The sequence below is a fragment of the Candidatus Sodalis endolongispinus genome (assembly GCF_018777395.1).
GTDB classification, from domain to species: Bacteria; Pseudomonadota; Gammaproteobacteria; order Enterobacterales; family Enterobacteriaceae; genus Sodalis_B; species Sodalis_B endolongispinus.
This window is the reverse complement of sequence record NZ_JAFJYC010000001.1, coordinates 1,289,153-1,315,609: the sequence shown is the minus strand read 5'-3', so window position 1 is coordinate 1,315,609 and position 26,457 is coordinate 1,289,153. Positions and strand designations below refer to the sequence as shown.

20 protein-coding genes and 3 pseudogenes are annotated in these 26,457 nt (G+C 56.7%); 12 read left to right on the top strand and 11 right to left on the bottom strand.

Annotated elements, in window-relative coordinates; genetic code table 11:
• Positions 1–5 precede the first annotated feature (5 nt).
• The 3 genes from bamB (at position 6) to JZM24_RS06445 (ending at position 3,031) form a co-directional block, all read left to right on the top strand.
• Positions 6–1,187, top strand: coding sequence for an outer membrane protein assembly factor BamB (gene bamB, locus JZM24_RS06455; RefSeq protein WP_215669081.1), 1,182 nt, complete (start codon positions 6–8; stop codon positions 1,185–1,187).
• Between the two features lie 135 nt (positions 1,188–1,322).
• Positions 1,323–2,801 carry a ribosome biogenesis GTPase Der gene (gene der, locus JZM24_RS06450; protein WP_215669080.1) on the top strand — a complete coding sequence of 493 codons (1,479 nt, stop codon included), beginning with the start codon at positions 1,323–1,325 and terminating at the stop codon, positions 2,799–2,801.
• Between the two features lie 5 nt (positions 2,802–2,806).
• Positions 2,807–3,031 carry a zinc ribbon domain-containing protein gene (locus JZM24_RS06445; protein ID WP_215670030.1) on the top strand — a complete coding sequence of 75 codons (225 nt, stop codon included), beginning with the start codon at positions 2,807–2,809 and terminating at the stop codon, positions 3,029–3,031.
• Here the strand turns inward: JZM24_RS06445 and JZM24_RS06440 are convergent.
• The 7 genes and pseudogenes from JZM24_RS06440 to JZM24_RS06410 form a co-directional block, all read right to left on the bottom strand.
• Positions 3,028–3,402, bottom strand: coding sequence for a protealysin inhibitor emfourin (locus tag JZM24_RS06440; RefSeq protein WP_215669079.1), 375 nt, complete (start codon positions 3,400–3,402; stop codon positions 3,028–3,030). The two genes, JZM24_RS06445 and JZM24_RS06440, sit on opposite strands and share 4 nt — an antisense overlap.
• A 47-nt stretch (positions 3,403–3,449) precedes the next feature.
• The gene (locus JZM24_RS06435; RefSeq protein WP_215670029.1) at positions 3,450–4,484 is read right to left on the bottom strand and encodes a M4 family metallopeptidase; all 1,035 of its coding nucleotides are present in this window, start codon (positions 4,482–4,484) and stop codon (positions 3,450–3,452) included.
• A 477-nt stretch (positions 4,485–4,961) separates the two neighbouring features.
• Positions 4,962–5,834 carry an NAD(P)-dependent oxidoreductase gene (locus JZM24_RS06430; protein ID WP_215669078.1) on the bottom strand — a complete coding sequence of 291 codons (873 nt, stop codon included), beginning with the start codon at positions 5,832–5,834 and terminating at the stop codon, positions 4,962–4,964.
• A 19-nt stretch (positions 5,835–5,853) separates the two neighbouring features.
• Positions 5,854–6,303, bottom strand: a complete 450-nt coding sequence (locus JZM24_RS06425) for a GNAT family N-acetyltransferase (RefSeq protein ID WP_215669077.1) — start codon at positions 6,301–6,303, stop codon at positions 5,854–5,856.
• A gap of 596 nt (positions 6,304–6,899) precedes the next feature.
• Entirely contained in the window at positions 6,900–7,355 is a 456-nt protein-coding gene (locus JZM24_RS06420) for a GNAT family N-acetyltransferase (protein WP_215669076.1), read from the bottom strand.
• Between the two features lie 283 nt (positions 7,356–7,638).
• Positions 7,639–8,810 (bottom strand): annotated as a pseudogene (locus tag JZM24_RS06415) (oligosaccharide MFS transporter).
• Positions 8,811–8,945: 135 nt separating this feature from the next.
• Positions 8,946–12,018 (bottom strand): annotated as a pseudogene (locus JZM24_RS06410) (beta-galactosidase).
• Positions 12,019–12,315: 297 nt separating this feature from the next.
• On the opposite strand from JZM24_RS06410, the gene JZM24_RS06405 reads away from it, so the two are divergent.
• Positions 12,316–13,392 carry a LacI family DNA-binding transcriptional regulator gene (locus tag JZM24_RS06405; protein ID WP_215669075.1) on the top strand — a complete coding sequence of 359 codons (1,077 nt, stop codon included), beginning with the start codon at positions 12,316–12,318 and terminating at the stop codon, positions 13,390–13,392.
• A 44-nt stretch (positions 13,393–13,436) separates the two neighbouring features.
• Here the strand turns inward: JZM24_RS06405 and JZM24_RS06400 are convergent, their stop codons facing one another.
• Genes JZM24_RS06400 through mqo form a run of 3 tightly spaced genes read right to left on the bottom strand, consistent with a single transcriptional unit; the run spans position 13,437 to position 15,974 of the window.
• Positions 13,437–13,862: an MDR/zinc-dependent alcohol dehydrogenase-like family protein gene (locus JZM24_RS06400; RefSeq protein ID WP_215669074.1), complete on the bottom strand. Its 426-nt coding sequence runs from the start codon at positions 13,860–13,862 to the stop codon at positions 13,437–13,439.
• Positions 13,859–14,350, bottom strand: a complete 492-nt coding sequence (locus JZM24_RS06395; RefSeq protein ID WP_215669073.1) for an alcohol dehydrogenase catalytic domain-containing protein — start codon at positions 14,348–14,350, stop codon at positions 13,859–13,861. Before JZM24_RS06395 ends, JZM24_RS06400 begins: the two co-directional genes overlap by 4 nt.
• A 4-nt stretch (positions 14,351–14,354) precedes the next feature.
• A complete protein-coding gene (mqo, locus tag JZM24_RS06390; protein WP_215670028.1) occupies positions 14,355–15,974 on the bottom strand; it encodes a malate dehydrogenase (quinone) in 1,620 nt (539 codons plus the stop codon).
• 554 nt (positions 15,975–16,528) lie between these two features.
• Here mqo and JZM24_RS06385 point away from each other — a divergent pair.
• Together JZM24_RS06385 and JZM24_RS06380 are read left to right on the top strand one after the other, a co-directional pair.
• Positions 16,529–17,020, top strand: a complete 492-nt coding sequence (locus JZM24_RS06385; protein ID WP_215669072.1) for a GNAT family N-acetyltransferase — start codon at positions 16,529–16,531, stop codon at positions 17,018–17,020.
• Between the two features lie 83 nt (positions 17,021–17,103).
• A complete protein-coding gene (locus JZM24_RS06380) occupies positions 17,104–18,324 on the top strand; it encodes an MFS transporter (RefSeq protein ID WP_215669071.1) in 1,221 nt (406 codons plus the stop codon).
• A 459-nt stretch (positions 18,325–18,783) separates the two neighbouring features.
• Here the strand turns inward: JZM24_RS06380 and xseA are convergent, their stop codons facing one another.
• A complete protein-coding gene (gene xseA / locus JZM24_RS06375) occupies positions 18,784–20,160 on the bottom strand; it encodes an exodeoxyribonuclease VII large subunit (protein ID WP_215669070.1) in 1,377 nt (458 codons plus the stop codon).
• Between the two features lie 168 nt (positions 20,161–20,328).
• On the opposite strand from xseA, the gene guaB reads away from it, so the two are divergent.
• The 6 genes and pseudogenes from guaB (at position 20,329) to JZM24_RS06345 (ending at position 26,213) form a co-directional block, all read left to right on the top strand.
• Positions 20,329–21,792: an IMP dehydrogenase gene (guaB, locus tag JZM24_RS06370; RefSeq protein ID WP_215669069.1), complete on the top strand. Its 1,464-nt coding sequence runs from the start codon at positions 20,329–20,331 to the stop codon at positions 21,790–21,792.
• Between the two features lie 107 nt (positions 21,793–21,899).
• Entirely contained in the window at positions 21,900–23,477 is a 1,578-nt protein-coding gene (gene guaA / locus JZM24_RS06365) for a glutamine-hydrolyzing GMP synthase (protein WP_215669068.1), read from the top strand.
• Positions 23,478–23,625: 148 nt separating this feature from the next.
• Positions 23,626–23,874, top strand: a complete 249-nt coding sequence (locus JZM24_RS06360) for a transposase (RefSeq protein WP_215669067.1) — start codon at positions 23,626–23,628, stop codon at positions 23,872–23,874.
• Between the two features lie 673 nt (positions 23,875–24,547).
• Complete coding sequence (locus JZM24_RS06355) at positions 24,548–24,805, top strand: hypothetical protein (protein ID WP_215669066.1); 258 nt, start codon at positions 24,548–24,550, stop codon at positions 24,803–24,805.
• 200 nt (positions 24,806–25,005) lie between these two features.
• Positions 25,006–25,281 carry a leucine-rich repeat domain-containing protein gene (locus JZM24_RS06350; protein ID WP_312884997.1) on the top strand — a complete coding sequence of 92 codons (276 nt, stop codon included), beginning with the start codon at positions 25,006–25,008 and terminating at the stop codon, positions 25,279–25,281.
• A gap of 88 nt (positions 25,282–25,369) precedes the next feature.
• Positions 25,370–26,213: pseudogene (locus tag JZM24_RS06345) on the top strand (transposase).
• Positions 26,214–26,457: the final 244 nt, after the last annotated feature.

Sequence of the window (26,457 nt, the reverse complement as noted above, 5' to 3'; positions counted from 1 at the left end):
ACCCCATGCAATTGCGTAAGACGATGTTTGTAGGACTGTTATCGGTCACCCTGCTCAGCGGGTGCGCGTGGTTCAGCGGCGATGAAGACGTAGTTACCATGTCGCCGCTGCCCAAAGTGGACAATCAATTCCAACCAACGACGGTATGGAGCCGTTCGGTCGGTAGCGGTTCCGGCGAATTCTATTCCAACTTGCATCCCGCCTGGCTGGATGCCCGCGTCTTCGCGGCGGATCGCCGTGGCGTGGTGAAAGCGCTGGATGCGGACAGCGGCAAAGAGATTTGGTCGACCAACCTTTCCATCCATACCGGTTTCTTCTCGCGCAATCGCCCGGCACAGCTTTCCGGCGGCGTAGCGGCGGCGGGCTCCCGGGTGTACGTGGGCAGCGAGCTGGCCAAGGTTTACGCGCTAGACGCCGAAGACGGCAGCGTCGCCTGGGAAGCGACGGTCGCCGGTGAGGCCCTGTCCACGCCGGTGGTCAGCGATGGCGTGGTGCTGATCCATACCAGCAACGGCATGCTACAGGCGCTTAATGAGGCCGACGGCGCGGTAAAATGGACCGTCAACCTTGATGTGCCGCCACTGACGCTGCGCGGCGAATCCTCGCCGACCACGGCGTTTGGCGCCGCGATCGTGGGCGGTGATAACGGCCGGGTCAGTGCGGTCATGATCAATCAGGGCCAGCTGATTTGGCAGCAGCGCATCTCGCAGCCGAGCGGCGCCACCGAAATTGCCCGCATCAACGATGTGCAGACCACGCCGGTCGTGGTTAACGGCGTCGTGTACGCCCTGGCCTACAACGGCAACCTTGCGGCGCTGGATCTGCGCTCCGGCCAGGTGATGTGGTCGCGGGAAATCGGTTCGGTAACCAATCTGCTGGTGGACGGCGGCCGGATTTACCTGGTGGATCAAAATGACCGCGTTATTGCGGTGGACACCCAGGGCGGCGTCATCCTTTTGCGTCAGAGCGAGCTGCTGCACCGTAACCTGACCTCGCCGGTGCTGTATAATGGCTACATAGTCACCGGCGACTCGGAAGGCTACCTGCATTGGATCAACACCGATGATGGCCGGTTAGTCGCTCAGCAAAAAGTGGATAGCGCCGGGCTGCTGGGTGCTCCTATTGTTGCCGGCGATAAACTTATCGTGCAGGCAAAAAATGGCGAGGTTTACGCCATTACCCGCTAAGGCGTGCTATCATCCGGCGCCGGTAGCTGGATACGCGTTTGCCGCAACGGCTCCTGACATGTTCAGGAGCCGTTTTGTCTTATATAATCTCTCCTGTGCAGTCTTTGCCGTTTTTTACCTGATGAGGTTGTAATAATGATACCTGTCGTCGCGCTGGTCGGGCGCCCGAATGTAGGAAAATCCACTTTATTTAATCGACTAACGCGCACTCGTGATGCGCTGGTGGCGGATTTTCCGGGGCTGACGCGTGACCGCAAGTATGGTCGTGCCGAATGGGAAGGCCATGAATTTATCGTTATTGATACCGGCGGTATTGATGGCACTGAAGAAGGGGTGGAAACCCGCATGGCCGGTCAGTCGCTGGTGGCGATTGAAGAGGCCGACATCGTGCTGTTCATGGTGGACGGACGCGCCGGGCTGATGGCGGCCGATAAAGGCATTGCCAGGCATCTGCGCAGCCGCGAGAAAACCACGGTGATTGTCGCCAATAAAACCGACGGGATTGATGCCGATAGCGCGGTGGGGGATTTTTATTCCCTGGGCATGGGCGAGATAGTCCCTATTGCCGCCTCGCACGGGCGCGGCATCAACAGTTTGCTAGAGCAGGTTCTGCTGCCGCTGGTAAGCGATGGTTTGCCGGCGGCGGAGGCCGACGACGAGGACGAATTCGCGCCGTGGCCTGACGAAGAAGCCGAGGCGCTGGCGCTGGAAGAAGAGGAAGAGCCTTTTGACCCGCAGTCGCTGCCGATAAAGCTTGCCATCGTCGGGCGTCCCAACGTCGGTAAATCCACGCTCACCAACCGCATCCTCGGCGAAGAGCGCGTGGTGGTCTATGACATGCCCGGTACCACCCGGGACAGTATTTATATTCCCATGGTACGTGACGAGCGGGAGTATGTCCTGATTGATACCGCCGGCGTGCGCAAGCGTGGCAAAGTCACGGAAACCGTGGAGAAATTCTCCGTCATCAAAACGCTGCAGGCTATTGAAGATGCCAATGTTGTATTACTGGTCATCGATGCCCGTGAAGGCATTTCCGATCAGGATTTGTCGCTGCTGGGTTTTATCCTCAACAGTGGCCGCTCGTTGGTGATTGCGGTCAATAAATGGGATGGTCTTTCCAGCGAGACGCGTGACGAAGTGAAAGCAGCGCTGGATCACCGTCTCGGCTTTATCGATTTTGCCCGCGTGCATTTCATTTCAGCGCTGCACGGCAGCGGCGTCGGCAATCTGTTTGAATCGGTCAATGAAGCCTACCAATGCGCCACCAAGCGAGTGAGCACTGCGCTATTGACGCGCACCATGCGCATGGCGGTGGATGAACATCAACCGCCGCTGGTGCGCGGTCGACGCGTTAAACCCAAATATGCCCATGCCGGTGGCTACAACCCGCCGATTGTGGTTATCCACGGTACGCAGGTTAAAGATTTGCCGGATACCTATAAGCGCTATCTGATGAATTATTTTCGCCGTTCGCTGGAGATAATGGGTACGCCGATCCGCATCCAGTTTAACGAGGCCGCCAATCCCTTCGCCGGGCGGCGCAATACCCTAACACCGACGCAGCTGCGTAAACGCAAGCGGCTGATGAGTCACATCAAGAAAAACAAATAAGCGTGATGAACATGATGCACTGTGAGGTTTGTCAACAGCCGCTGGTCACAGCGGGAGATAGGCTGCATTGTCCCGCCTGCGGGCAAGATTATCGCGAGTCTGCGTCCTGCCCCGATTGTGGGCAGCCGCTCGAGATCTTGAAATCCTGCGGCGCGGTGGACTATTTTTGCCCCCACGGCGACGGCCTCATCGCTAAAAAACAAGTGACGCTGGCGCTTGTCACCTGCTAGGTCGGGTCATGGGGCCCCGGGGGAGCGTCGTCCAATTGTCCGTGACGCCACAACGTCTGCAGCTCTGGCGGCGCACTTTGTTCCGGCACCAGTAACTCCAGCTCGTTTGCGCCGGCTGCGCCGTCACCACGATAAGAGATCCGGATACGAAAGTAGCGTTGGTCGCCGCGTCCAGGCGCGCTATCGCCACGGGGCGGCTGAGCCAGCGGCGCCGCCTGGTTGATGAGGGCGCATAACCTTTCGCGTTCAGGCGGCGGCAAATCCCCTAGCACGAAACGCTGCTGACCCGTTAGCGCGGGAATAAAGGCGAAGCCGCCCTCCCGTGATAGTGCAATCACGGTATGGTTATCCAAAACAGGTATTCTGCCCATGCTGTCCTCCCGGGGGCTGCGACAATTTCCCACTGAACCGACCCCCCTTACGTTAAGACACCCACCTGCCGCCAGGCGTTCTCGACAACCTCGCCGGTTTCCGCGTCGAATTGCTCTAGAGCGTGACTCACGGTCAGTCTCGCGAAATCAGCAAAGCTGGCGTTCTGCAGCAGTTTTTTATCCGTCAGCGTAGCGTACCAGATGGTGCCGGCCTTTTCCCAGGCATTGCCGCCCAGGGCGATAGCCGTCAGGTAGAAGGCACGATTGGGGATGCCGGAATTAAGATGGACGCCGCCATTATCTTGGCGGGTGTGGACGAAGTTGGCCATGTCTGCCGGCTGCGGATCCTTGCCCAACACCGGATCGTCATAGGCGGTGCCGGGAGCCGGCATTGAGCGCAGCCCTTTGCCCTGGACTCCGTCGGCCAACAAACCCGCGCCGATAAACCAATCCGCCTGTTGCGCGGTTTGTTGCATATGGTATTGTTTTACAAGGGAACCAAAGACGTCGGAAAGCGATTCATTCAGCGATCCCGCCTGTTCAAAGTAAATCAGGTTGGCTTCATGTTCCGTCACGCCATGGGTCAACTCATGCGCCACGACATCAAGCGCAATAGTGAAACGGTTAAAGATCTCACCGTCGCCATCGCCGAACACCATCTGCTCCCCATCCCAGAAAGCGTTTTGATAAGCACTGCCGTAGTGGACGGTACCGACCAGAGGCAATCCTTCTGCATCTAGTGAGTTACGCTTGAATACCCGCCAATAAAAATCGTAAGTGACGCCCAAATAGTCATAAGCCTCATCAACCGCCACATCTTTCCCCGGCGATTGTCCTTCCTGCCGCACTTTAACACCGGGCAGATTCATACTGTTGTGGGCGTCATGTAGGGTAAGTTTGATCTTTCCCGGCGGTTGCGTGTGTGAGTGATGTGCAACCGCTGGCGTGCGACCCATCAGGTTATGCACGTGGGTGAGGGTATGGCGCGCAAACAAGCGCTGATGCTCATTCCCTTTTTCCATGATGCGTTTTAAAAGGTAAGGTGTGATGACGCTGGCAAAACGCGAGCAGCGGGTGTCCATCATAGCAAACCTCCTGCATTTGGAGAAATGACCCCGCCGCTATTTTGGGAAGCTCGACGGGCAAGCGAACAATTAGAATGAATTGTAATTATAAATGCTGACAAAAAATGGAGTAATTATTATTTGTTCTGCTAATCATAAGTAAGAACTGGACTGATGCATTGGTGACAACGGCGGGCGACAAGGTGGCAGGGGGCGACGACGGCCATGCAGCCGCGCGTGCTGGTGCATGAGGAGAAAGAGTGGCAAAAGAGAGCGGACGCGCGCGGAGGCCAAGGTTAGTGTCTTGGCGCTGCAGCGGCTGAGAGGGCAATGTTCTTGACGGGAGGTAGTTCATGTGAATACGCAATGCCCACGACAATAGTCATTGGCGAAAAACCGATACCATTTCACCTAACCCTTGGCGCCTGCGTCGAGGTGGATAAAGCACACAAAAAAACCGGCCGCCGGCCGGTTTATGCTTCTGCTAGCGCAGGCTCAGGGCGCCAAATAGCGATAGATGACCGAGATATCGCTTTCGCCATGGCCGGCGTCTACTGCCTGCTGCCAGACGTCGCTGATACGTTGTAGCCCCGGCAAGTTGCGCGAGTCCGCCGCCTTGAGCGCCTGTCGGGCATCTTTGAGTCCCCAAATCAGCGCCATTTGCGGACAATAATTGTCCTGCTTGATCATATCGAGCTTTCCTTTAACATAGGGCGCCGCCAGTGGCCCCCCTTCCAGAACGTCCCACAGATCATCGGGGCTGAAACCCAGCGTCGCCGCCAGCTGCGTGCTTTCGGCGATGCCTTGCATCATGGTGATAAGCCAGGCATTAACCACCAGCTTCATCCGGCTACCGGCCCCGGCAGGACCGAGCCAGCGGGTGCCTTTGGCAATAGCGGCGAATACCGGTTCAACGGCGGCCGCCGCCTGACGATCACCGATTGCCAGCACCAGTACCTGGGCGTTTTCCGCCGGCGTTTTGGTGCCGGAAACCGGCGCGTCAATAAAAACGATATCGTCGCGCGCCTGCCTGACCGCCGCGATGAGCTCCTCCGTGCCCTTAACGCCCAGAGTCCCCATTTGGGCGAGGACAGCATGCGGTTTCATGGCTGCCAGTGCACCTTCGGAACCCAGCAGTACAGTACGCGTCGTCGGGCCGTCCGGTAGCATGGTCAGTACCACATCGGCCTCGCGCACGGCTTCCGCCGGACTGGCGCGCACAATAGCGCCAGCGTCGGCCAGATCTTCGCCGCGCGAGCGGGTCCGGTTCCATACGCGCGTCGCCAGACCCGATTTCAGCACATTGGCGGCAAAGGCATGTCCCATGGCGCCCAGTCCCAGCACCGCGACCGTTGGTTGCTTATTCATAACGACCCCACTCCTTTCACTAACGCTGATATTTCATGAAATCGGTTTTGCGGGCGATCTTATCGTATAGCCACATCGCCTGATGATTATCGCTCTGCGTCATCCAGTATACCCCAGCCAGCGCTTTACGATCGGCATAGTGGTATACCTGTTCAATCAGGCGCCGGCCGATGCCTTGTCCACGGACAAGATCGTCCACGTACAGATCCTGCAAATAGAGCATTGGCTGCTGATACCAGCAGTGATCGTGCACAATGCAGTTGGCAATCCCCACCAGACGGCCGTTGCGCTCGGCGACGAATCCGCACATGGCTGGGTAGGCGTTATCCGTCAAACGCGCAAAGGTGTGTTCGTATAGCGCATCATCGCGGATAGTCGAATAAAAACTCAGATAGCGACGCCACAGGAGTTTCCAGTCATCCTTATCGCCAGGGACGAGGGTGCGGAGAGTGACAGTGCGATTATCCATTGATAGAAGTCTCCCGAAAATAGAGCATAATCCTTGACGTTATCGGCAAAACCTTCTCCCTGTCAATCGCGGACCGAAGGTACCGTCAAGCCCCGACGAGGGCATTGCCTCCAGGTTTATGTCTTGGTGCCGACGCGCCGGGATGTAACCCTTGGGTAGGGCAGAATGACCGGTTGGGCGAAGATAAGGCGAAAAGGAAAAGGTGAGAACTGAAGGGGCGGATGGGGGCAACAAGGCGCTGAACGATGGGCGGGGCACAAGGCGTTTGAGTAAGTAGATAGCGCAGTGGCGAAACCAGCCGCACCGGGCGGGCTAGTATATCTCAACTGAGCTTCACCCCCTCCCCCGGCTGTGCGCCGTTGAAATCATCCTTCAGGCAAAAGGGTGTCAACATAACGTCGGTGCGCGCCAGCGGAGTGGTCAACTCCCCGTTTTCGTTCGTGATAATGAATCTCATGGCGGTAGTGGCACGCTGTTTGGTGCTATTTCACCTAACCGCTTTTCACCCGAGTTCAATTTGACATGATGCCAGCGATCGCGGCTTCGCAGGTTTAAGACATCAAACAGGGCAGTCCCTGCGCACAGGCCACGCGTCATTAATCGGCGGTACTGGGCGGCTCCCAGCGCATATGCCACGCATAATCATCACCTGTGATGATGGTAAAGCCCAGCCGCAGATAAAGGTTTTTAGCGGGATTGTTTTTCAGCACCTTTAATTCTACCGCTAAATCCTCCCGCTGCGCCTGCTTTAATACGCCCGCCAGCAATTGCTGGCCAATGCCCTGCCGCTGAAATTCCGGTGCCACTTGGATCTGGCCGATAAACCAGGCATCATCGGTAAGATAGTATTTAAACAGTCCGGCCAGTTTACCTTCCATCAGAATAATATGGGCGTCGTTCCAGTGATCGATAATTCTGCTTAAATGCGTCTGTTCATCCGCGTCGATGCCGCCATTAATCAGATAGCCCTCCATGGTGGCGAGTCTTAACGCATACAGGGCGGGAATGTCGCTGACTTCCGCCCGACGCAGGCTGAGAGAGGTTGAGCTCATAGTCACTCCAGGCAACAAAGGGTGAGATTATGCGTGCTGGCGGGATAATGGGCAAGAGGGGCCATTAACGGTTGCGTGAGCAACTGACTCTCAGGCCATTAACGTGGTCACGCCTGCTGTACTCGCTTGGCGACGCGAGGTGATACCGCTCGGGCCAGACGTGGCGAAGATCTAGTTGTCGCCGGCGTTGACAACGCTATTTGCCTCTATAAATGCACCTGTGCTTAAGACGTATTTGACGCCAGCGCCTGCGTCCTCGCTGGCGCTCACCCTTAAGTCAGACTCAGACGATTTTGCCGGACTGCGGCGCCGGCGCCGTCAACGCTTTATGGCGCCCTGTTAACAAAAACGCAGAAATGAGGGTAAATGACAGGGTGATCAGACCAAGCACCAAATAGGCTTGGTGGAAACCGACCTGGTCATACATTCTCCCCACCCATGTCGACAGCACGACGCCGGCTAATTGCTTCGATAAATTAAACCTGATAAGAAACAGTGTTGCGGACAGACGCGGATCAAACACCGAAGAAATATATTTAAACGCCCCGACCAACAAAAACGGCAGTTCAAACATATGCAGCGTTTTTAATATGATCACCTCAATACCGCTGGTGGCAAAGGACGATCCAAGAATGCGTACCGACATGATAAGTCCCGCCACCAACAGCGCGTTCTTACTGCCGATGCGGTTGATAATCGCCGGAGTGAAAAACATAATTAAACCGTTTAGCAATTCCCCGCCGGTGGTAACAAAGCCAAAGATTTCGGTGCCGCGCTGCGGGCTGGCAAAAAACCTTTGAAGAAATTGGCGAATTGCTGGTCGAAAACATCGTAAATACTGGCTAACCCAATCACATAAACGATGAATGCCCAGAAACGCGGCATTGCCAACAACTCTGCCGCCATTTTCAGTGAAAAGGCGCGCCGGTTGACGCCAAGTTTATCCATGACCTGCGCATTGATATTGCCCTCGGGGCGCGACAGAAACAGCAATATCGCCAGCACCACCGCGAAACCGGAGGCAATCCAGAAAGTAATGTTGGGATCGATGCTAAACAAAATACCGGTGAGCGAGGCGCAAATATCCCAGCGCACTCTGCCATATTCAAAATGGTTGGCGCGGCTAACCCGCTCGATAAACGCCTCCACCGCCCCGGAACCGCTAGAGAACGCGAAGCCGAAATACAGACCGCCTGCCAGCGCGCCGGCGTAAATATTAAACTGCAGCAGCGGCGACAGCACAAAGATGAAAAAGGGCGCAAACAACATCAGCAAGATGGTAATACTCCACAGCAGATGTTTACGTAACCCCAATTTGTCGGAGATCAGGCCAAACAGCGGCTGAAAAACGATAGCGAAAAACGAGATTGAGGAGAACACCATGCCAGTCTCGGTTTTGCTGAGGTGATTGACGTCCGCCAGCCAAATTGGAAAGAACGGAAAATAGGCGGACATAATGAAATAATAGAAAAAGAAGAACAGCATAAAATAGATAAAATTATGCTTCTCACGGGTGGTCAGCATCGCAGTCTTCATCGTCGTCACCATGCCAGGTAGGTATCAGAAGGGGGATAAGGGGGGCGAACCCCCTCAGTTCAACTGCCAGCACAAGGAATAGCGGTAGCGCTCTGCATCCAGCAGGTAGGCCTGATGAACGCTGGGACTCCACGAATAGTCCCCGCCGACACCCATATGCGCGGTATCCAGGTTGAGCCAGAGGCCGGCTTCGGGACGCAGCTGGTGCCAATGACGGGCTTCGGTCAACTGTTGCGTACCGTAAGGGCTGACCGAAAAATGGAACGCGCCAGTGACCCGCAGTGGACCGACGTCGAGTTCGCGGCTATGGCAACGCATGCCGTTTTCGCTGGGAAAGATATACGGGGTGCTCATTTCGGCCAGCGGTCGCCGCCAGCGGGAAAAACGCGCGGCGGTACGGCGGTCGGGATAGTTTTCATGCGTGCCGTCACCTAGCCAGTCGATCTCCTGCGCCTCGCTATTGATACGGCAGGTGACGCCGACTCTGGGCAACGGCGGCAGTTGCGACGAGCGCACTACCTCGATATCGGTCACCAGGGCGCCGGCGGCGGTAAAGCTTAATTGCCAGCGGCTGAGCACTAGCAGGGTCTGGTGATGGAAATAGCCCATTTCGCTCTGAACGATGACCCGGTCGCTTAACTGCTCGGCCTTCACGCTGAAACAGCGCTGCTCAATGCTGAACAGACCGGCGGCGCGCCAGCGTTCTACCCAGGCATTGGCATCGATTCTGTCCACCTCGCTAATGCCGATATCGTTATCCAACGGCGCGCGGATAAACTGGTCGGTCAAGGGCGTTTGCAGCAGAGAAAGCTCCCCTTGCTGCCACTCATGCAAATAGCCGCTGCGTTTGTCGACGCGCCAGCGCTGCGTATGATGGGTGATGATCAACTCATTGACGGTCTCAAGGAACTGCGGTACAGCGGCCAGTGTTCCCAGGCGCTGATATGTCCGGCCGGCGACCAGGGCGTCGCTGCGGGTTGTTGTACGTAAACCTGTAGGGTCAGCGTGCCGGCTCGGGCAGGAGACGACCATTGCGGGTCAAGAGTGAGAACGCGTCGTTCCTCCGGCGCTAGCCGCAACGGCAGCTCACCGCCGTGTAGACGCTCGCCTTCCAGCTCTAGCCACCAGACTAGGTTTTCATTGTCGCTGGTGCGAAACAGATACTCACTTTCAACGCTTATTTTCAGCCCGGCGGCGTCAACCAGGGCGAATTGGAAGAATTGCTGCTGTTTTTTCACCTCATACATGCCGGGATGCAGGGTGCGATCGGGGAATACCAGCCCGTTAAGGCAAAATTGCCGATCGTTGGGGGTGTCGCCGAAATCACCACCGTAGGCCCAATGGAATGTGCCCTGCTCATCGCGCTGCTCCAGCGCCCTGGTCGGCCCAGTCCAGATGAAGCCGCCCTGCAAGCGGGGATATTGGCGGAACGCCCGCCAATAATCGGCAAAGCCGCCGAGGCTGTTGCCCATGGCGTGGGCGTATTCGCATAGGATAAGCGGCCGCTGCTCGCCGGGCAGCACTATCCATTTTTTGATAGCCCATTTCGGCACCGCCGGGATAGGCAAGTCCTCCTCGACCCGCGCGTACATTGGGCAAAGAATATCGGTGGCGGCGGTGTCGGCGCCGCCGCCCTCATATTGTACCGGTCGCGACGGGTCCTGGGTTTTGACCCAGCGATATAACGCATCGTGCGTGGCGCCATGGCCCGCTTCGTTGCCGAGCGACCAGATAATGATACTGGCGTGATGATGGTTGCACTGCACCATGCGGGTAACCCGCTCGCTGAAGGCGGCAAACCATATCGGGTCGTCCGCCAGCCGGCTCATGGGCTCCATGCCGTGCGTCTCGATATTGGCTTCGTCCACCACGTAAAGACCATAGCGGTCGCACAAGCGATACCAAAGCGGGGTGTTGGGATAATGAGAACAGCGGACAGCATTAAAATTATTCTGCTTCATCAGCACAATGTCCTGCACCATGGTCTGCTCATCCATGGTCTGGCCGTTAACCGGGTGGTGTTCATGGCTGTTGACGCCGCGTATCAGCAGGGGTTTGCCATTGAGTTGCAGCAGTCCGTCGCGCACGTTAACCTGGCGAAAACCCACATCATAGGCCTCCGCTTCAACCAGCTTGCCTTCTGCGTGCCAAAGCGCCACCACCACGCGGTACAGGGCGGGATCTTCCGCGCTCCACAGCCGCGGCGCCGCAACCGGCACCCGCAGCCATGCCCGTTCGGGATAGCCGCCGCGATCGTCGACCGCCAAGGTACCCAGCGCTTGGCTGTGTTCAGCGACAAGATTGTCCTGCCACCACAACGCGACCTGTAGCCGATATTCCGCCAGCTGGTCCGGGGCGGCGCTGACCGATGCGCTCACTTGCAGTTCGCCATGGCTAAACAGCGCATCCAGCACGGTATCAAGGCGGATGTCGCTAAATGTCGCTTCAGGCTTGTGCAGTAACGCCACCGAGCGAAAGATACCGCTCATTCGCCACATATCCTGATCTTCTAAATAGCTGCCGTCGCTCCAACGGAGTACCAGCACGCATAAGCGATTGGCGCCGGGACGAGAGCGTCGGTGAGATTAAATTCAGCCGGCAGGCGGCTGTCCTTGGAGTACCCGAGCCATTGGCCATTGCACCAGACATAAAAGGCGGAGCTGACGCCGTGAAAAATAATGCGCGTGCGGCCGCACGCCTGCCAGTTGGCCGGTAACTGCACGTTGCGCGTATAACAGCCGGTAGGATTGAGCGCCGGCACCCGCGGCGGGTCGACCGGAAAAGGGTATTTAACGTTGGTATAGATAGGACAATCATAGCCGGCCAGCTGCCAGTTACCGGGAACATTAATAGCGCGGGCGTCGTCCTCATCCTGCACCAACCAGCGTTCCGGCACCGCTTCCGGTTGAGTAAAATAACTGAACTGCCATTCGCCATCCAGTAACAGGTGGCTTGGCGAATCGCCGCCGGTGAGCGCCGCATCGGTGTCCCGGTAACTCATGAAGGGCGCATGAGACGGCAGCTTACCGTAATGAGTTATCGCCGGGTTTTCCCAGTCACGCCGCGCCAGGACGTCAGACAGGGCGGCTGGCACCGCCGGTCGCGGTTGATGTACAGCGTGGGTCATAATTGGCCTTACCTTGAGCAGGGAAGAAAGTGTCGGCAAAAATGAGCGATGTTATGCGCTCACATATTATGAGAAGTAAACGTCTTAAGTGCCGGTTATCGCAAGTATCCACCCCATTAAAGGTGATCATTTTCAAATAAAATCAGCAGAAAGTGTTTCAATTAGCGAAGTATGTCACAATTCTGCGGCGTGTGAGCGCATGACTTTTCATCACTGCTTAGCGTTCGCCGCGGTTTGATTTATGCTGTTAAAAGAATACGCTTGAGTCCTATACCGGTCCGCTACAGGAACAACACTGTGAAGCACAAAAACGCCACCCTTGACGATGTCGCCCGCCATGCCGGCGTTTCTTATCAGACTGTTTCACGGGTATTGAATGGATCGGCGCGCGTGGCGGACGCGACGCGCGCACGGGTGGACGAAGCCATTAGAACGCTGAACTATGTGCCTAACCGGATGGCGCAGCAGCTGGCCGGCAAGCGGGGCTGTACCCTGGGGCTCATCACCGCCTCGCTGGGTTTCCATGCGCCGTCGCAAATCGCTTCCGCGATTAAGGGCGTTGCCGGCCAACGCGGGTTTACGGTGCTAATTGCCATGACCGAACCGCAGCACGAAACCGGACTGCAGGACGCGCTTAATGAGCTGAAGGCGCAGCGTGTGGAAGGGGTTATCATCAATTTGCCGCTGGCGGCGCAGAGTGCCGCGGCAGTCGTCGCCGATAATCCTGAACTGGCGTGCTTGTTCCTGGATGTGCTGCCGGACGCCGGTGTGTTCCATGTCATGTTTAATCCCGCAGACGGCACGCGCGCCAGCGTCGATCATCTTTATCACCTGGGTCACCGGCATTTCGCGCTGCTGGCCGGTCCGCAAGATTCGGTTTCCGCCCGCCTGCGCCTCGACAGTTGGCAGCGGGCGCTGGCGGCGTATCAACTGCATCCGGTGGCATCAGCGCAAGGCGACTGGAGCGCCGCCAGCGGCTTTCGCTGTATGGCCACAATGCTCAAGGCGCAGGCGGCGTTCAGCGCCGTACTGGTCGCCAACGATCAGATGTCGCTCGGTGTGATTAGCGCGTTGCAGCAGCAGCTGGCGGTGCCGGAGCATGTTTCGGTGATAGGCTATGATGATACCGAGGACAGCGCCTACTTCCTGCCGGCGTTGACCACCGTTTCACAGGATTTCAACCGGCTGGGGCAGGAAGCGGTGAATCGGCTGATGGCACGGCTAGGCCAGGGGGAGGGCGCGGAAGGGCAGTCGATTATGCTGCCCACACACCTGGTGACCCGCTATTCCACCGCCGCGCCGCCGGACGGTAAACCGAGTTTGAGCCTGCTGGCGGACGAGCTGCAGCGGATAGCGGCGTCGTTAAGGCGTTGAGGCTGTGCCATCAATCCGCCCGCCGTTAGGCGCGCGGCATTAGGCTAACCACAGCAGCGGTTTGACGGTGCGGCCGGATTGGTAAAAAAGCGCCATCGGCTGAGCGGGAAGGGAGCCAGCGGCGACAGCTGCGTGCGGCGCAATAAGGGCCAAAGCGCCGCGAATTCCTCCTGCCAGTCGGCAGTCGACATTTCGACCAGGGCGTCGCGCAGATGAAATCGCTGCGCTATCGCGCCGCCGGGCGTCACGGCGAGAGGCTGCCCGGAGAGTAAACCGTAGCTTATTAGTGTTCCGCAAGGGCGCAGTGCCGCAAGTAATGCGCCGCCAAGCCGTCCTCCAACGGTGTCGAACACCAGTCTGCTTTGTGCCGCCAGCCGCAGGATCTCGCCTTCGCAGTGCATCGCCAGCGGCTGAATACCCAGCCGGCGCAGTCGTGGCGCGTGCTGCGGGGCGCGGTGCAGACCTATCACCCGCCTGCCAGCGCCCATTGCCCCAACAACCGCGCGCAATCCGAGCCTGCCGCGGTCAAGATGATCTGTTGATCACGTACCGGCCAGCGCCGCAGCATCAGCCGTGCGGCCAGCGGGTTGATGTAGCCGCGCAGCGCAATGTCGTCCGCAATATCTTCCGGCACCGGTAACAGCCATTGTCCGCTGCAATTCAGCCGCTGTTGCCAGGTGCCGTCACCCCGCAACGGCAGGACACGCTGACCAAGGCAGAAAGGCAGGGCGCCGGAGGTGGCGACCACCCGACCGAGCCCCTCATAACCGGCGACAACTGGCGGCTGTACTCGGTGTGCATAGGCGCCGGTAATCGGGATAACATCAGAGGGGTTGATAGGCGCGGCAATCATCTGTACCTGCACTTGGGCAGCGGCGGGCGTTGCGAGTGGAGCGGTTTCCAGCGACAGTACCGCTTTGGGCTGGCCAAAGCGGCGATACCACAGCGCACGATTCATCCGTTTAAATCGCTTTCTGCAACCCTTCCCATTTGCCCTCTGCCGATTCGCCGGGCAGCGGTCTGGCCTCGATATAGGTCAGGCCCAAAACCTCGGAGGTATAGCGGCGGATATCATTGGTCAGCGCGAGATTACCGTTAATCGTCTGGCCGTAGGACGGAACCATCTCTTTCAGTTTTCGCTGCCAGGCATCGGTGGTCACCTGTTCTTTGAACATCGAAGCCAAAAGCTCCAGCATGATGGGGGCGGCGGTAGAGGCGCCGGGCGAGGCGCCAAGCAACGCCGATAGCGAGCCATCGGCCGAGCTGACCACTTCGGTGCCAAACTGCAGGATCCCGCCTTTACCGGCGTCTTTTTTAATCATCTGCACCCGCTGGCCAGCCTCAATCAGCGACCAATCCGCCATTGTGGCCTGCGGATAATATTCGCGCAGGGCATTCAGGCGATCTTTATTCGACATCATCAACTGGCTGATGAGGTAACGCATCAGTGCGAAGTTATCCAGCCCGACGCGCAGCATAGGCAGCAGGTTTTGCCACGTGAGCGAATGGAACAAATCCAGCCACGACCCACGCTTGAGAAATTTGCTGCTAAAGGTGGCGAACGGACCGAACAGCAGCGCCTGCTTGCCGTCAAGAATACGGGTATCGATATGCGGCACCGACATCGGCGGCGCGCCGACCGAGGCTTTACCGTACACTTTGGCGTGATGCTGGACAACCACCGCAGGGTTGGTCGCCACTAGAAATTGCCCGCCAACCGGGAAACCGGCATAGCCATTCACTTCGGGAATGCCGGATTTTTGCAGCAGGGTCAGTGAGGCGCCACCGCCGCCGATAAAAACATGACGGGCGCGCACCATGGACTGCTGTCCGCCATTGCTATGGTCGGCGACGTGCACGCTCCAGGTTTGATCGGCGTTGCGCTTGATATCCACCACGTCATGCTGGAGATGCAAATGGAACTGGGGGTGCTGCTGTAGTGCTGACAGCAATTGCTGCGTCATTTCACCGAAATTCACATCAGTACCCATTTCCATACGGGTAGCGGCCACTTTTTGAAAAGTGTCACGTCCATCCATGACCAGCGGTGCCCAATCGCGGATCTGCTGCGGGTTTTCAGAGTACTCCATGCCGCGAAACAACGTGCTGGTTTGCAGGGCATCGAAGCGTTGACGCAGAAAGCGGATATTGTCCTCACCCCACACAAAGCTCATATGCGGGACGTTATTGATAAAGCTTTGCGGCTGGGTGAGAATTTTTTGCTTAACCAGATAGGCCCAGAACTGGCGCGAAATTTCAAAAGATTCGTTCACCGCGACCGCTTTAGAAATATCCACCGAACCCGTTTGGGTCAGGGTGGTGTAGTTCAGCTCACAAAACGCGGCATGGCCGGTGCCGGCATTATTCCAACCGTTGGAGCTTTCCTCCGCCGTTTTTTCCAGACGTTCATACATATGAATGGTCCAGCCCGGCTCAAGCGCTTTCAGATAAGTTCCCAGCGTGGCGCTCATGACTCCGCCGCCAATCAGTACGATGTCCACCGGGGGTTTTTCCGCAACCTGAGGCTGTTTGGTTGACGCAGAGAGCGTCATACCAAGGGCTGCGATAAAATGCTCTTTCATGCGCAGTATCTCGTTTAAGAAAATGAAGCCGACGCCCTGGCCATTTTCGTTCGGGTTGGCGCCCAAGGGAGTCTGCTAATACTCTTCGATTCTATTAGTCACTACCGGTTAAGTAAACTACAAAATTATTGCAACTGAGACTAACAGTAACGAATGCTAATGATTGATAAGGTATTAAAATTAATATAAATTAATCATATGATAAATTGATGGTTAACATATGATTAACCAAAATTTACCGTCTTTATTTTAAAGCTATAACAAGGATTTTAAGTGTGATCCACTGCATAAAAATAAAGTAACGGTTTTAAATACTGCAAAAATAAATTTTTTAGAATCTCATAATGATGCGTGCGGATGAACCGCCAGCAATAAAGTTGGATGCGTGCGGATGAACCGCCAGCAATAAAGTTGTTTTCATCGACCAGCCGCTGATATGATTTTTACTACTACAGGGGGAATGATGTTTCCCCGTCGGGCTTTCACCCTCCGACGCCGCTGCCGACAGGGTCGGGCGGCGCCGGTTGACGGCCAGAGATGCCAGGGGATGACACATGATTGACATCAGATCGTACCGAGAGCGGGACAGGCAGGCGGTGGCGGCCATCATTTTGCCCATCCAGCAGCAGGAGTTTGGTATCGCCATTAATGCTGTCGACCAGCCCGATCTGCAAGACATCCGCGGTTTCTACCAAACCGGCAACGGCGGGTTTTGGGTGGCCTGCCACCGGGGGGAAGTGGTTAGCACCGTTGGCCTGAAAGATATCGGCGGCGGCCAGGCCGCGTTACGCAAAATGTTCGTTAAACACGGCTACCGCGGCGCGCCGTTGCTGGTGGTGGCGGGGTTATTGGAGCATGCGCGCGCCCATGCCAGGACACATCGCATCAGCGATATTTATCTTGGCACCACCGCCCAGTTTATTTCCGCCCAACATTTCTACCGCAAACAGGGATTTAGCGCCGTTACACGCGACGACCTGCCCGCCGCCTTTCCCATAATGGCGGTCGACACTCTCTTTTTCCATTTGTCGCTAGCGCAGCGATAAGCCCCCGGCCGGCCCCGCCGACGCGGCGGCGCCCGAGCGCAAACAGACTTTTTATTTTTAACCCGCGATGAAGGATTGGTCTGATGCAAAACGGTAGTGTAGCGCCTGATGATAATGATTACTGGCGGCGCAATTTATTCGTGTGTGTGTTTGGCTCTTTTACCACCATCGTGGCGATGACATTGCTACTGCCATTTTTACCGCTTTACGTTGAGCAATTGGGGGTAACCGGGCATGCGGCGATAAGCGAGTGGTCGGGGGTCGCCTACGGCGCTGCCTTTTTCACCGCCGCGCTGACCGCGCCGCTCTGGGGGCGCTTGGGCGACCGTTACGGCCGCAAGCTGATGCTTATCCGGGCGAGCCTCGGCATGGCGGTGGCGATGACGCTGCTCGGCTGGGCGCAAAGCGTCTGGCAATTGGTGGCGCTGCGCCTGTTGGCCTGGCTGCTGGGCGGATACGCCTCCGGCTCGACTATTCTGGTCGCCACCCAGACGCCACAGGGGCGCACGGGATGGGCTTTGGGCATGCTGTCCTCCGGCATCATGGAGGGCAATCTGGTCGGGCCGATGATCGGCGGTACGCTGCCGCCGATCAGCGGTATCAGCGGTACGTTTATATTGGCCGGCGGCGCCATTTTTATTGCTTTTCTGGCTACGGTACTGCTGCTCAAAGAGGTGCCCGGCACCGGCGCCCGGCGGGTTGCGGCGGCGACATCGCCCGTCGTCAGCCCTTGGCGCAATCTGCCGGTGATGGCGATGCTTATCACCGGGACATTACTGATGTTGGCGAATATGTCCATCGAGCCGATTATCACGCTCTATGTTGCGCAATTGGTCTCCGGCCAGCAGGTGACGTTTGTCGCCGGGCTGGTGATGGCGGCGCTGGGCAGCATCTTATCGGCCTCGCGGCTCGGTCGACTGGCGGACAGGGTCGGCCATTGGCGGGTCATTATCGGCTGTTTGCTGGTGGCGGCGGTTTTGCTGATTCCGCAGGCGTTTGTGACCGCCGGCTGGCAATTGGTGGCGCTGCGCTTTTGTATGGGGCTGGCCTTGGGGGGGCTGTTGCCCTGTATCGCCAGCGTGATTCGCCACACCGTGCCGCCTGAGCGGGCCGGCAGTGTGCTGGGCCTGTCGACATCCGCGCAGTATGTCGGCCAGGTGACGGGACCGCTAATGGGCGGCGTGATAGGCGGCCATTTTGGTATGCGTCCGGTCTTTCTCGGTACCTGCCTGTTGCTGGCGGTCGGCGCGGGCTTCAACCAACTGTGCCGCAAAGCCGCCTCCCGCCCGGCGCAAGACGATTAAACGCGCTCCTGACAGACCTATCACCGGGCGCGCCCGTGGTGGCGTGGGGAGCTGGGCGCGGTGACGTATGCGGGCGTGAACGTCGTATGCGGTGACCTGACGGCGACGACGCGAAGGGCCCTGTGGCGTGGCATCGGGTAGGGTAGTGCACGACGTGAAGGCCATGTGGCGTGGCGTGCGGAAGTGCCACGACGTGAACGGGCATGCTGTGTGCGGTAGCGCTACCTTCGTGCGGCCATGCACCGAAGCCAGTCAATGGGAGGCGGCACGAGCGGTCATGTGGTGTGGCATAGGGTAGGGAGGTGTGCACGACGTGAAGGCCATGTGGCGTGGCGTGCGGAAGTGCCACGACGTGAACGGGCATGCTGTATGCGGTAGCGCGACCTTCGTGCGATGATGCATCGCAGGCTGCCGATGAAAGGCGGCATGAGCGGTTATCAGCAGGCGCCAGCCATGGCATCAGTTTTTTGCGCTTCGCGGACGCTTCGCCGGCTGACGGGTTATCTCGGTAACCTGGCTCTCTACCCAGCCATCGCTCAGCCGGGTCGTCAACCGATCGCCGGCGCTTAGCTGACGGGTTTGCTTCACTACCGCGCCGTGGCTATCTGTGGTGACGCTAAACCCCCGCGCCAGCGTTTTTAGCGGACTCACGCCCTCCAGACGGTAGCAGAGCGCGACAAAGGCATTATTTTGCCGGTTTACCCGCAGGCTTATTCCCTGGCTCAATTGGTAGCGCAACGCCTGAAAACGCTGCTGCGCCCGGTTGATACGCGCGGCGGGGGCCTGCTGCACCAGATGCTGGCGCACAGCGTCGTGACGGCGCTGCGCCTGGCGCAACTGCCCCTGTACGCCATCGTCCAGGCGGCGGCGCAGGGTCATCAGCGCGGTATACTGGCGGGCGAGCCGCAGTTGGGGATGCTGCTGCTGCAGGCGGTGCTGTAAACGGCTGTATCTCTGCTGGCGCTGCGCGAGGAAATAATCCATCGCCATTTCCAACCGCTGCTGCTGGGACTGAAGCTGCCGCAATAGCTCCAGCTGATTGCGGCTCACCAGCTCGGCGGCCGCCGAAGGCGTTGGCGCGCGCAAATCGGCGACAAAATCGGCGATAGTCACATCGGTTTCATGGCCGACGGCGCTGACCACCGGCTGGCGGCTGGCGAAAATCGCCCGCGCCACCCGTTCATCGTTGAAGCTGGCGAGATCCTCCAACGAACCGCCCCCGCGACCGACGATCAACACATCGCACTCAGCGCGCCGGTTGGCGGCTTCGATGGCGCGCACAATCTGCGCTGGCGCTTCTTGTCCTTGCACCGCGGTGGGATAAATTACCACCGGCAGCGACGGATCACGGCGTTGCAACACCTGCAAAATATCATGCAACGCCGCGCCGCTGGCGGAGGTAATCACCCCCACGCAGCGGGACGGACTGTGCAGCGGCTGCTTGCATTGCTGATTGAACAGCCCCTCGTCACTTAATTGCTGCTTGAGCTGCTCGAACTGTTGTTGCAGCAAGCCGTCGCCGGCCGGCTGCATACTTTCGGCAATCAGCTGATAATCGCCGCGCGGCTCATAAAGCGTCAGGGAAGCGCGCACCAGCACCTGCTGACCATTGCGCGGCGCAAAGGTTGTACGGCGATTGGTGTTGCGAAACATCGCGCAGCGCACCTGGGCGCGGTCATCCTTCAGGGTGAAATACCAGTGGCCCGATGCGGGTTGGGAAAAATTGGAGATCTCGCCCGTCAGCCAAATCTGACCCATCTCGCCTTCCAGCAATTCGCGAACCGTTTTATTCAGGCGGCTGACAGTAAAAATCAGAGAGGAAGGCAGGGTAGACATGTGAGCGGGATCAAACTCTATTGCAAAGCCTTGATCTATTAGTGTCACTTATTGTGAAACGGTAAGCAAGAGATTTTTGAAAATAACACTGGAGGCAACCGATTACGTTCTGTATAGTGCCACGGCAATATTTTATCTGTTTCACATCCACCTTGGTGAGATATTGCTATGTTACGTATTGCTAAAGAAGCTCTGACATTCGACGACGTATTGCTCCTTCCCGCCCACTCCACTGTTTTGCCCAACACCGCCGATCTCGGCACCCGATTGACTCAGAAAATTCGCCTGAATATTCCCATGCTGTCCGCGGCAATGGATACGGTAACCGAATCCAGCCTGGCCATCGCGCTGGCGCAGGAAGGCGGTATCGGCTTCATTCACAAAAACATGTCTATCGAACGCCAGGCCGAGGAAGTCGGTCGTGTAAAACGCCATGAAAGCGGCGTCGTGACCAACCCCCAGTGCGTGACTCCCAATACGACCCTGTCCGAGGTGAAAGAGCTGACCGCGCGCAACGGTTTCGCCGGCTACCCGGTGGTGACGGATGAAAATGAACTGGTAGGAATTATTACCGGCCGCGACGTTCGCTTTGTCACCGACTTAAGCCAGCCGGTTTCCGCCGTAATGACGCCGAAAGAACGCCTGGTAACGGTAAAAGAAGGTGAAGCCCGGGAAGTGGTATTGGCAAAAATGCACGAGAAGCGTGTTGAAAAAGCGCTGGTAGTGGACCAACAGTTCCATCTGCTCGGCATGATTACGGTAAAAGACTTCCAAAAGGCCGAACGCAAACCCAACGCCTGTAAGGATGAACACGGCCGCTTGCGCGTCGGTGCCGCGGTGGGCGCCTGCGCCGGCAATGAAGAACGCATCGATGCCCTGGTGAGCGCCGGCGTTGACGTTTTACTTATCGACTCCTCCCACGGCCATTCCGAAGGAGTGCTGCAACGTTGCCGCGAAACGCGCGGCAAATACCCCGACCTGCAAATCATCGGTGGCAACGTTGCCACCGGCGCCGGCGCGCTCGCGCTGGTTGCGGCCGGCGTTAGCGCGGTGAAAGTGGGCATCGGCCCCGGCTCTATCTGTACCACCCGTATCGTTACCGGTGTGGGCGTGCCGCAGATTACCGCTATCTCTGATGCGGTGGAAGCCCTGGAAGGGTCGGGGATCCCGGTCATCGCCGACGGCGGCATCCGTTTTTCCGGCGATATTGCCAAAGCCATCGCCGCCGGCGCCGCCTGCGTAATGGTGGGATCGCTTTTGTCGGGCACCGAAGAATCCCCGGGGGAAATTGAACTGTTCCAGGGCCGATCCTTCAAATCTTACCGCGGCATGGGATCGCTGGGGGCGATGTCCAAAGGATCGTCCGACCGGTATTTCCAGACCGATAACGCCGCCGACAAACTGGTGCCGGAAGGGATTGAGGGTCGCGTGGCCTATAAGGGGCGCCTGAAGGAAATCGTCCATCAACAAATGGGCGGGCTGCGTTCCTGTATGGGGCTGACCGGTTGTGCTACTATCGACGACCTTCGTACCAAAGCGGAATTTGTCCGTATCAGCGGTGCCGGCATCCAGGAAAGCCACGTTCACGACGTCGTCATCACCAAAGAATCCCCGAACTACCGCCTGGGTTAACGAATTTCTCTCGGCGTGCGGGCCTCGCCGCTCCGCCGCCGTTCTGTCCGGTCTCTGACGACCGGGCACTGAACCTTTTTGTTACACGCTCTCGGAATACGCCATCAATGACAGAAAATATCCATAAACACCGCATTCTGATTCTGGACTTCGGCTCGCAATACACCCAATTGGTGGCTCGCCGGGTGCGCGAACTGGGCGTCTATTGCGAACTTTGGGCTTGGGATGTAACCGAAGCGCAAATACGCGCATTCAACCCCAGCGGCATCATCATTTCCGGCGGTCCGGAAAGCACCACCGAGCAGGACAGCCCGCGCGCGCCGGACTATGTGTTTCAGGCAGGCGTGCCGGTGCTGGGCGTATGCTACGGCATGCAAACCATGGCGATGCAGCTCGGCGGCAAAGTCCAGGTCTCGACGCAGCGCGAGTTTGGTTATGCCCAGGTTGAAGTGTTGACCGACAGTTTACTGGTGCGCGACATTCAGGACGACATCGGCACCGGCGGAGCGCCACTGCTGGATGTCTGGATGAGCCATGGCGACAAAGTCACCGCCATTCCGGCGGATTTTGTCACCGTTGCCAGCACCGAAACCTGCCCCTTCGCCATTATGGCCAATGAAGAAAAACGGTTCTACGGCGTGCAATTTCACCCCGAAGTCACCCATACCCGTCAGGGTCAGCGCATGCTGGAACGCTTCGTACTTGATATTTGCCGGTGTGCACCGCTGTGGACGCCGGCCAAAATTATCGAAGATGCCGTCGCCCGTATCCGCGAACAGGTTGGCGACGATCGGGTCATTCTCGGCTTATCCGGCGGGGTAGATTCATCGGTTACCGCCATGCTGTTGCACCGGGCCATTGGCGAACAGCTGACCTGCGTGTTCGTCGATAACGGTCTGCTGCGCCTTAACGAAGCCAGTCAGGTGATGGACATGTTTGGCGATCGTTACGGCTTGAACATTATCCCTGTGCCGGCGGAAGACAGGTTCCTTTCCGCGCTGGCCGGCATTGAGGATCCGGAAACAAAAAGGAAAACTATCGGCCGGGTATTTGTCGAGGTGTTTGACGAACAGGCGCTGAGCCTCACCGACGTGAAATGGCTGGCGCAGGGAACCATTTACCCTGACGTCATCGAATCCGCCGCCGCCGCCACCGGCAAAGCCCATGTCATCAAGTCGCACCATAACGTTGGCGGCCTGCCGAAAGAGATGAAAATGGGGCTGGTGGAGCCATTAAAAGAGCTGTTCAAGGACGAAGTACGCAAGATAGGCCTGGAACTCGGCCTGCCTTACGATATGCTTTATCGCCATCCGTTCCCCGGACCGGGTTTGGGCGTGCGGGTGCTGGGTGAGGTGAAGAAAGAGTATTGCGATTTGCTGCGCCGTGCCGATGCTATCTTTATTGAAGAACTGCACAAGGCGGATCTGTACAATAAAGTCAGCCAGGCCTTTACCGTCTTCTTGCCCGTGCGCTCCGTCGGTGTCATGGGCGACGGCCGCAAATACGACTGGGTGGTTTCGCTGCGCGCAGTAGAAACCATCGACTTTATGACCGCCCATTGGGCGCACTTGCCTTATGACTTCCTGGGCCGCGTTTCCAACCGTATTATCAATGAGATTGACGGTATTTCCCGGGTCGTGTATGACATTTCCGGCAAACCGCCGGCGACGATTGAGTGGGAATGATGTTTCAACCGGAAACGTCCGGCAATAGCAGGAAAAAAACCACCTCTAAGTCCGCATAAATGCGGACTTTTTTCTGACCCTGACCCTTAATCCTGCTCCATTTAGAAACCAAATTCCGGCTAGATATTTACCTCTTTGAGCGAAGGTTGTGCCGCTGAAAGTGTCACGATTCACCGAAGAGCAGATTGCCTTTGCCCTGAAGCAGGCAGAACGGGGCACGCCCGTGCCGGAAGTCTGTCGCAAGCGGGGTATTTTCGATGCCACTTTTCCTACGTGGCGCAAGGAATACGGCGGGATTTCCCCCTCAGCGCTGAAGCACATGCGTCAGCTGGAAGAGGAAAACCTGCGGCTGAAGAAACGGGTTGCCGATTGGAGCCTCGACAAGGCGATGCTTTGAACGTGCTGGCAAACAAGGACTGACGCTGGCACGTCTGCGTTAAGGGGTCAAAGACCGGCAGGCGCGTTATGGGGCCAGCGCACGACAGGTTTGTGTTGCGCTGCAGATTAGCCGCAGTTCGTTCCGTTACCGCGCTGTGGCGGCCAATGACAGCGTGCTGCGCCTGTGTATCCTGGAGATCACTGAAACCCGCGTGCATCACGGTTACCGGTGGGTACATGTCATACTCCGGCGACAGCATTTGGCGTTTCATTTGTCAGGATGGGACAACACACTGTCCTGCAAACCAAAATAGCAAAAGCTCTTTACGGTGATCTCTACACTTTCTGGATCGCGGAACCCGCTGAGGATAAACAAAATCCGCTCTATGCACCAATCTCTCTCAGCGCTTTAGCCAGTCCGTTTTATTAGAAGTATCTTGTTGATTAATCTAACTAGTTATAATCTTTTAATTCCATTTCTTTCTATCGTTATTATTCATCGATAATGAAATTAATTAAAATGAAACTAACGGCATGGCAAAATCAAAGAATACAGGGAAGCCTGTAAGATGAAATATAGTCATTCATGTTTATGTTTGATCGGTGCATAAGCTAAATTTTATATTACCTGCGGCAATTATAGTTTAGGTTACATGGGTTACCACCCATAACTTTACAACAAATGAATGCTTATGAATACTGTCTCACTGCAAGGTCTGAACTCCTCTAATATCCTGCATCACACTAATGAGGGACAGCGTCGTAATACCGGAGCGCAATCTGACCAAATTTTGCAAGCATGGCGAGATTGGGCTAATGCCGCCGTAAGGGGAAAGTTTGACGTGGATATTGTCGTTGGTGAGTTACGCCATGAGAAAGCATTACCCACGCTTGAAAAACGTTTGAACGAGTCTAATGTGAAGATGAATCTTTCAGAACTGTGGCAGTAAAGTTTCCCTGCTTCTTTCCCGTCGCACATCACCTCGATCGATTTCATACAGAATATGCTGACCGACGTCACGGAAATTATGGACAGCCTTCCCAATACCTTGACGAATCTGAATCTAAGCTTTAATCCCATCGTGAATCCGCCCGAACACTACCCACCCTACCTGCAGACATTGCTAATTTTTTCTTGTGAAATAAAAAACTGTCGAATGACTTTGTTACCTCCCTGCCCACGTCACTGAAAAGACTGGATCTTTCATCGAATTATTTGACCTCTCTGCCGCAAAATATTTCAGCGCTGCCGGCCGGATTGGAGAAGCTGGTGCTGATGAATAATAAATTAACCGATATTCCGGAAACGTTGTTCACCCTGCCAGCTAGTTGTGAGATTTATACAGTTGGCAATCCTATTCCGGCAGAGCGCAAGCAACAGATTAAAGCGCGTATCAACGCGCCGGACTATCAGGGTCCGCGTTGATTTATCCCCCTGAAACACCAGACAGTAGCTGTATCTCCAGATAAGAGATAGGCTTGAATATATGTCTAACACTAACGCCAATTTTGATATGACCTGGATCCTGTTAGGTCAAGAAGTCCGTAAACGTAAAACTCCTCAGGAAAAAATGGCCATTATTCAGCAGAGGATGGAGCCCGGCATGAATGTCTCCCATCTCGCACGACTGCACGGTATCCAGCCCAGCCTGCTGTTTAAGTGGAAAAAGCAATATCAGGAAGGCAGCCTCACTGCCGGGGAGGACGTTGTTCCTGCCTCTGAGCTTGCAGCTGCATTGAAGCAGGTCCGGGAGCTCCAGCGCCTTCTGGGTAAGAAGACGATGGAGGTTGAGATCCTAAAAGAAGCCGTGGAGTACGGCCAGTCACGAAAATGGATAGCGCACGCGCCCTTGTTGCCAAAGGCCGGGGAATAGCACAGGTCAGCCGCGCCATGAGCGTGTCGCGTGCGCCGCTGTCACTGCGGATTAAGCGTTCTGCCGACTGGCAGGACAGGCGCTGTAACCGGCGTAATGACGAAGCAGACGCTGAAATACTGTCGGACATCCTCGACATCATCAGCGATATGCCCAGCTACGGCTATCGGCGGGTGTGGGGAATCCTGCGTAAACAACGTCGCGCAGAGGGACTGCCGCCGGTAAATGCGAAACGACTTTACAGGATCATGTGTGAGCATAACCTGCTACAGCGGTGAGCAGCCCGCAGAGCAATGGCATGGCAGAACGGTTCGTGAAGACGATGAAGGAAGACTATATCGCGTTCATGCCAAAACCGGATGCGAGAACAGCCCTGCGAAACCTTGCAGCAGCTTTCACGCATTACAATGAAAACCATCCGTACAGCGCGCTGGGATATCACTCTCCGAGAGAATACCGGCGGCAGCGGGCTTCGTTAACTTAAGATACAAAAGCTGTACGGAGATGGCGGGGCAAGATCACTATGTTGGCGTCTGTTGCAATAGCCTAATTCAACCGGGCGGATCGAAATATCGCTATCTTTAAACAGTTCATTCGCCTAGCACGCCGTTGGTCATTGAGTGAAATTGGTATAGGAGACGAAACCAGGTCACAACGTTTTTTTACGGTTAGTGCGGGAAAACGTCTAACGGGCTTTCCAATGAAAGTGTTAAGGCGCTAGATTCAGC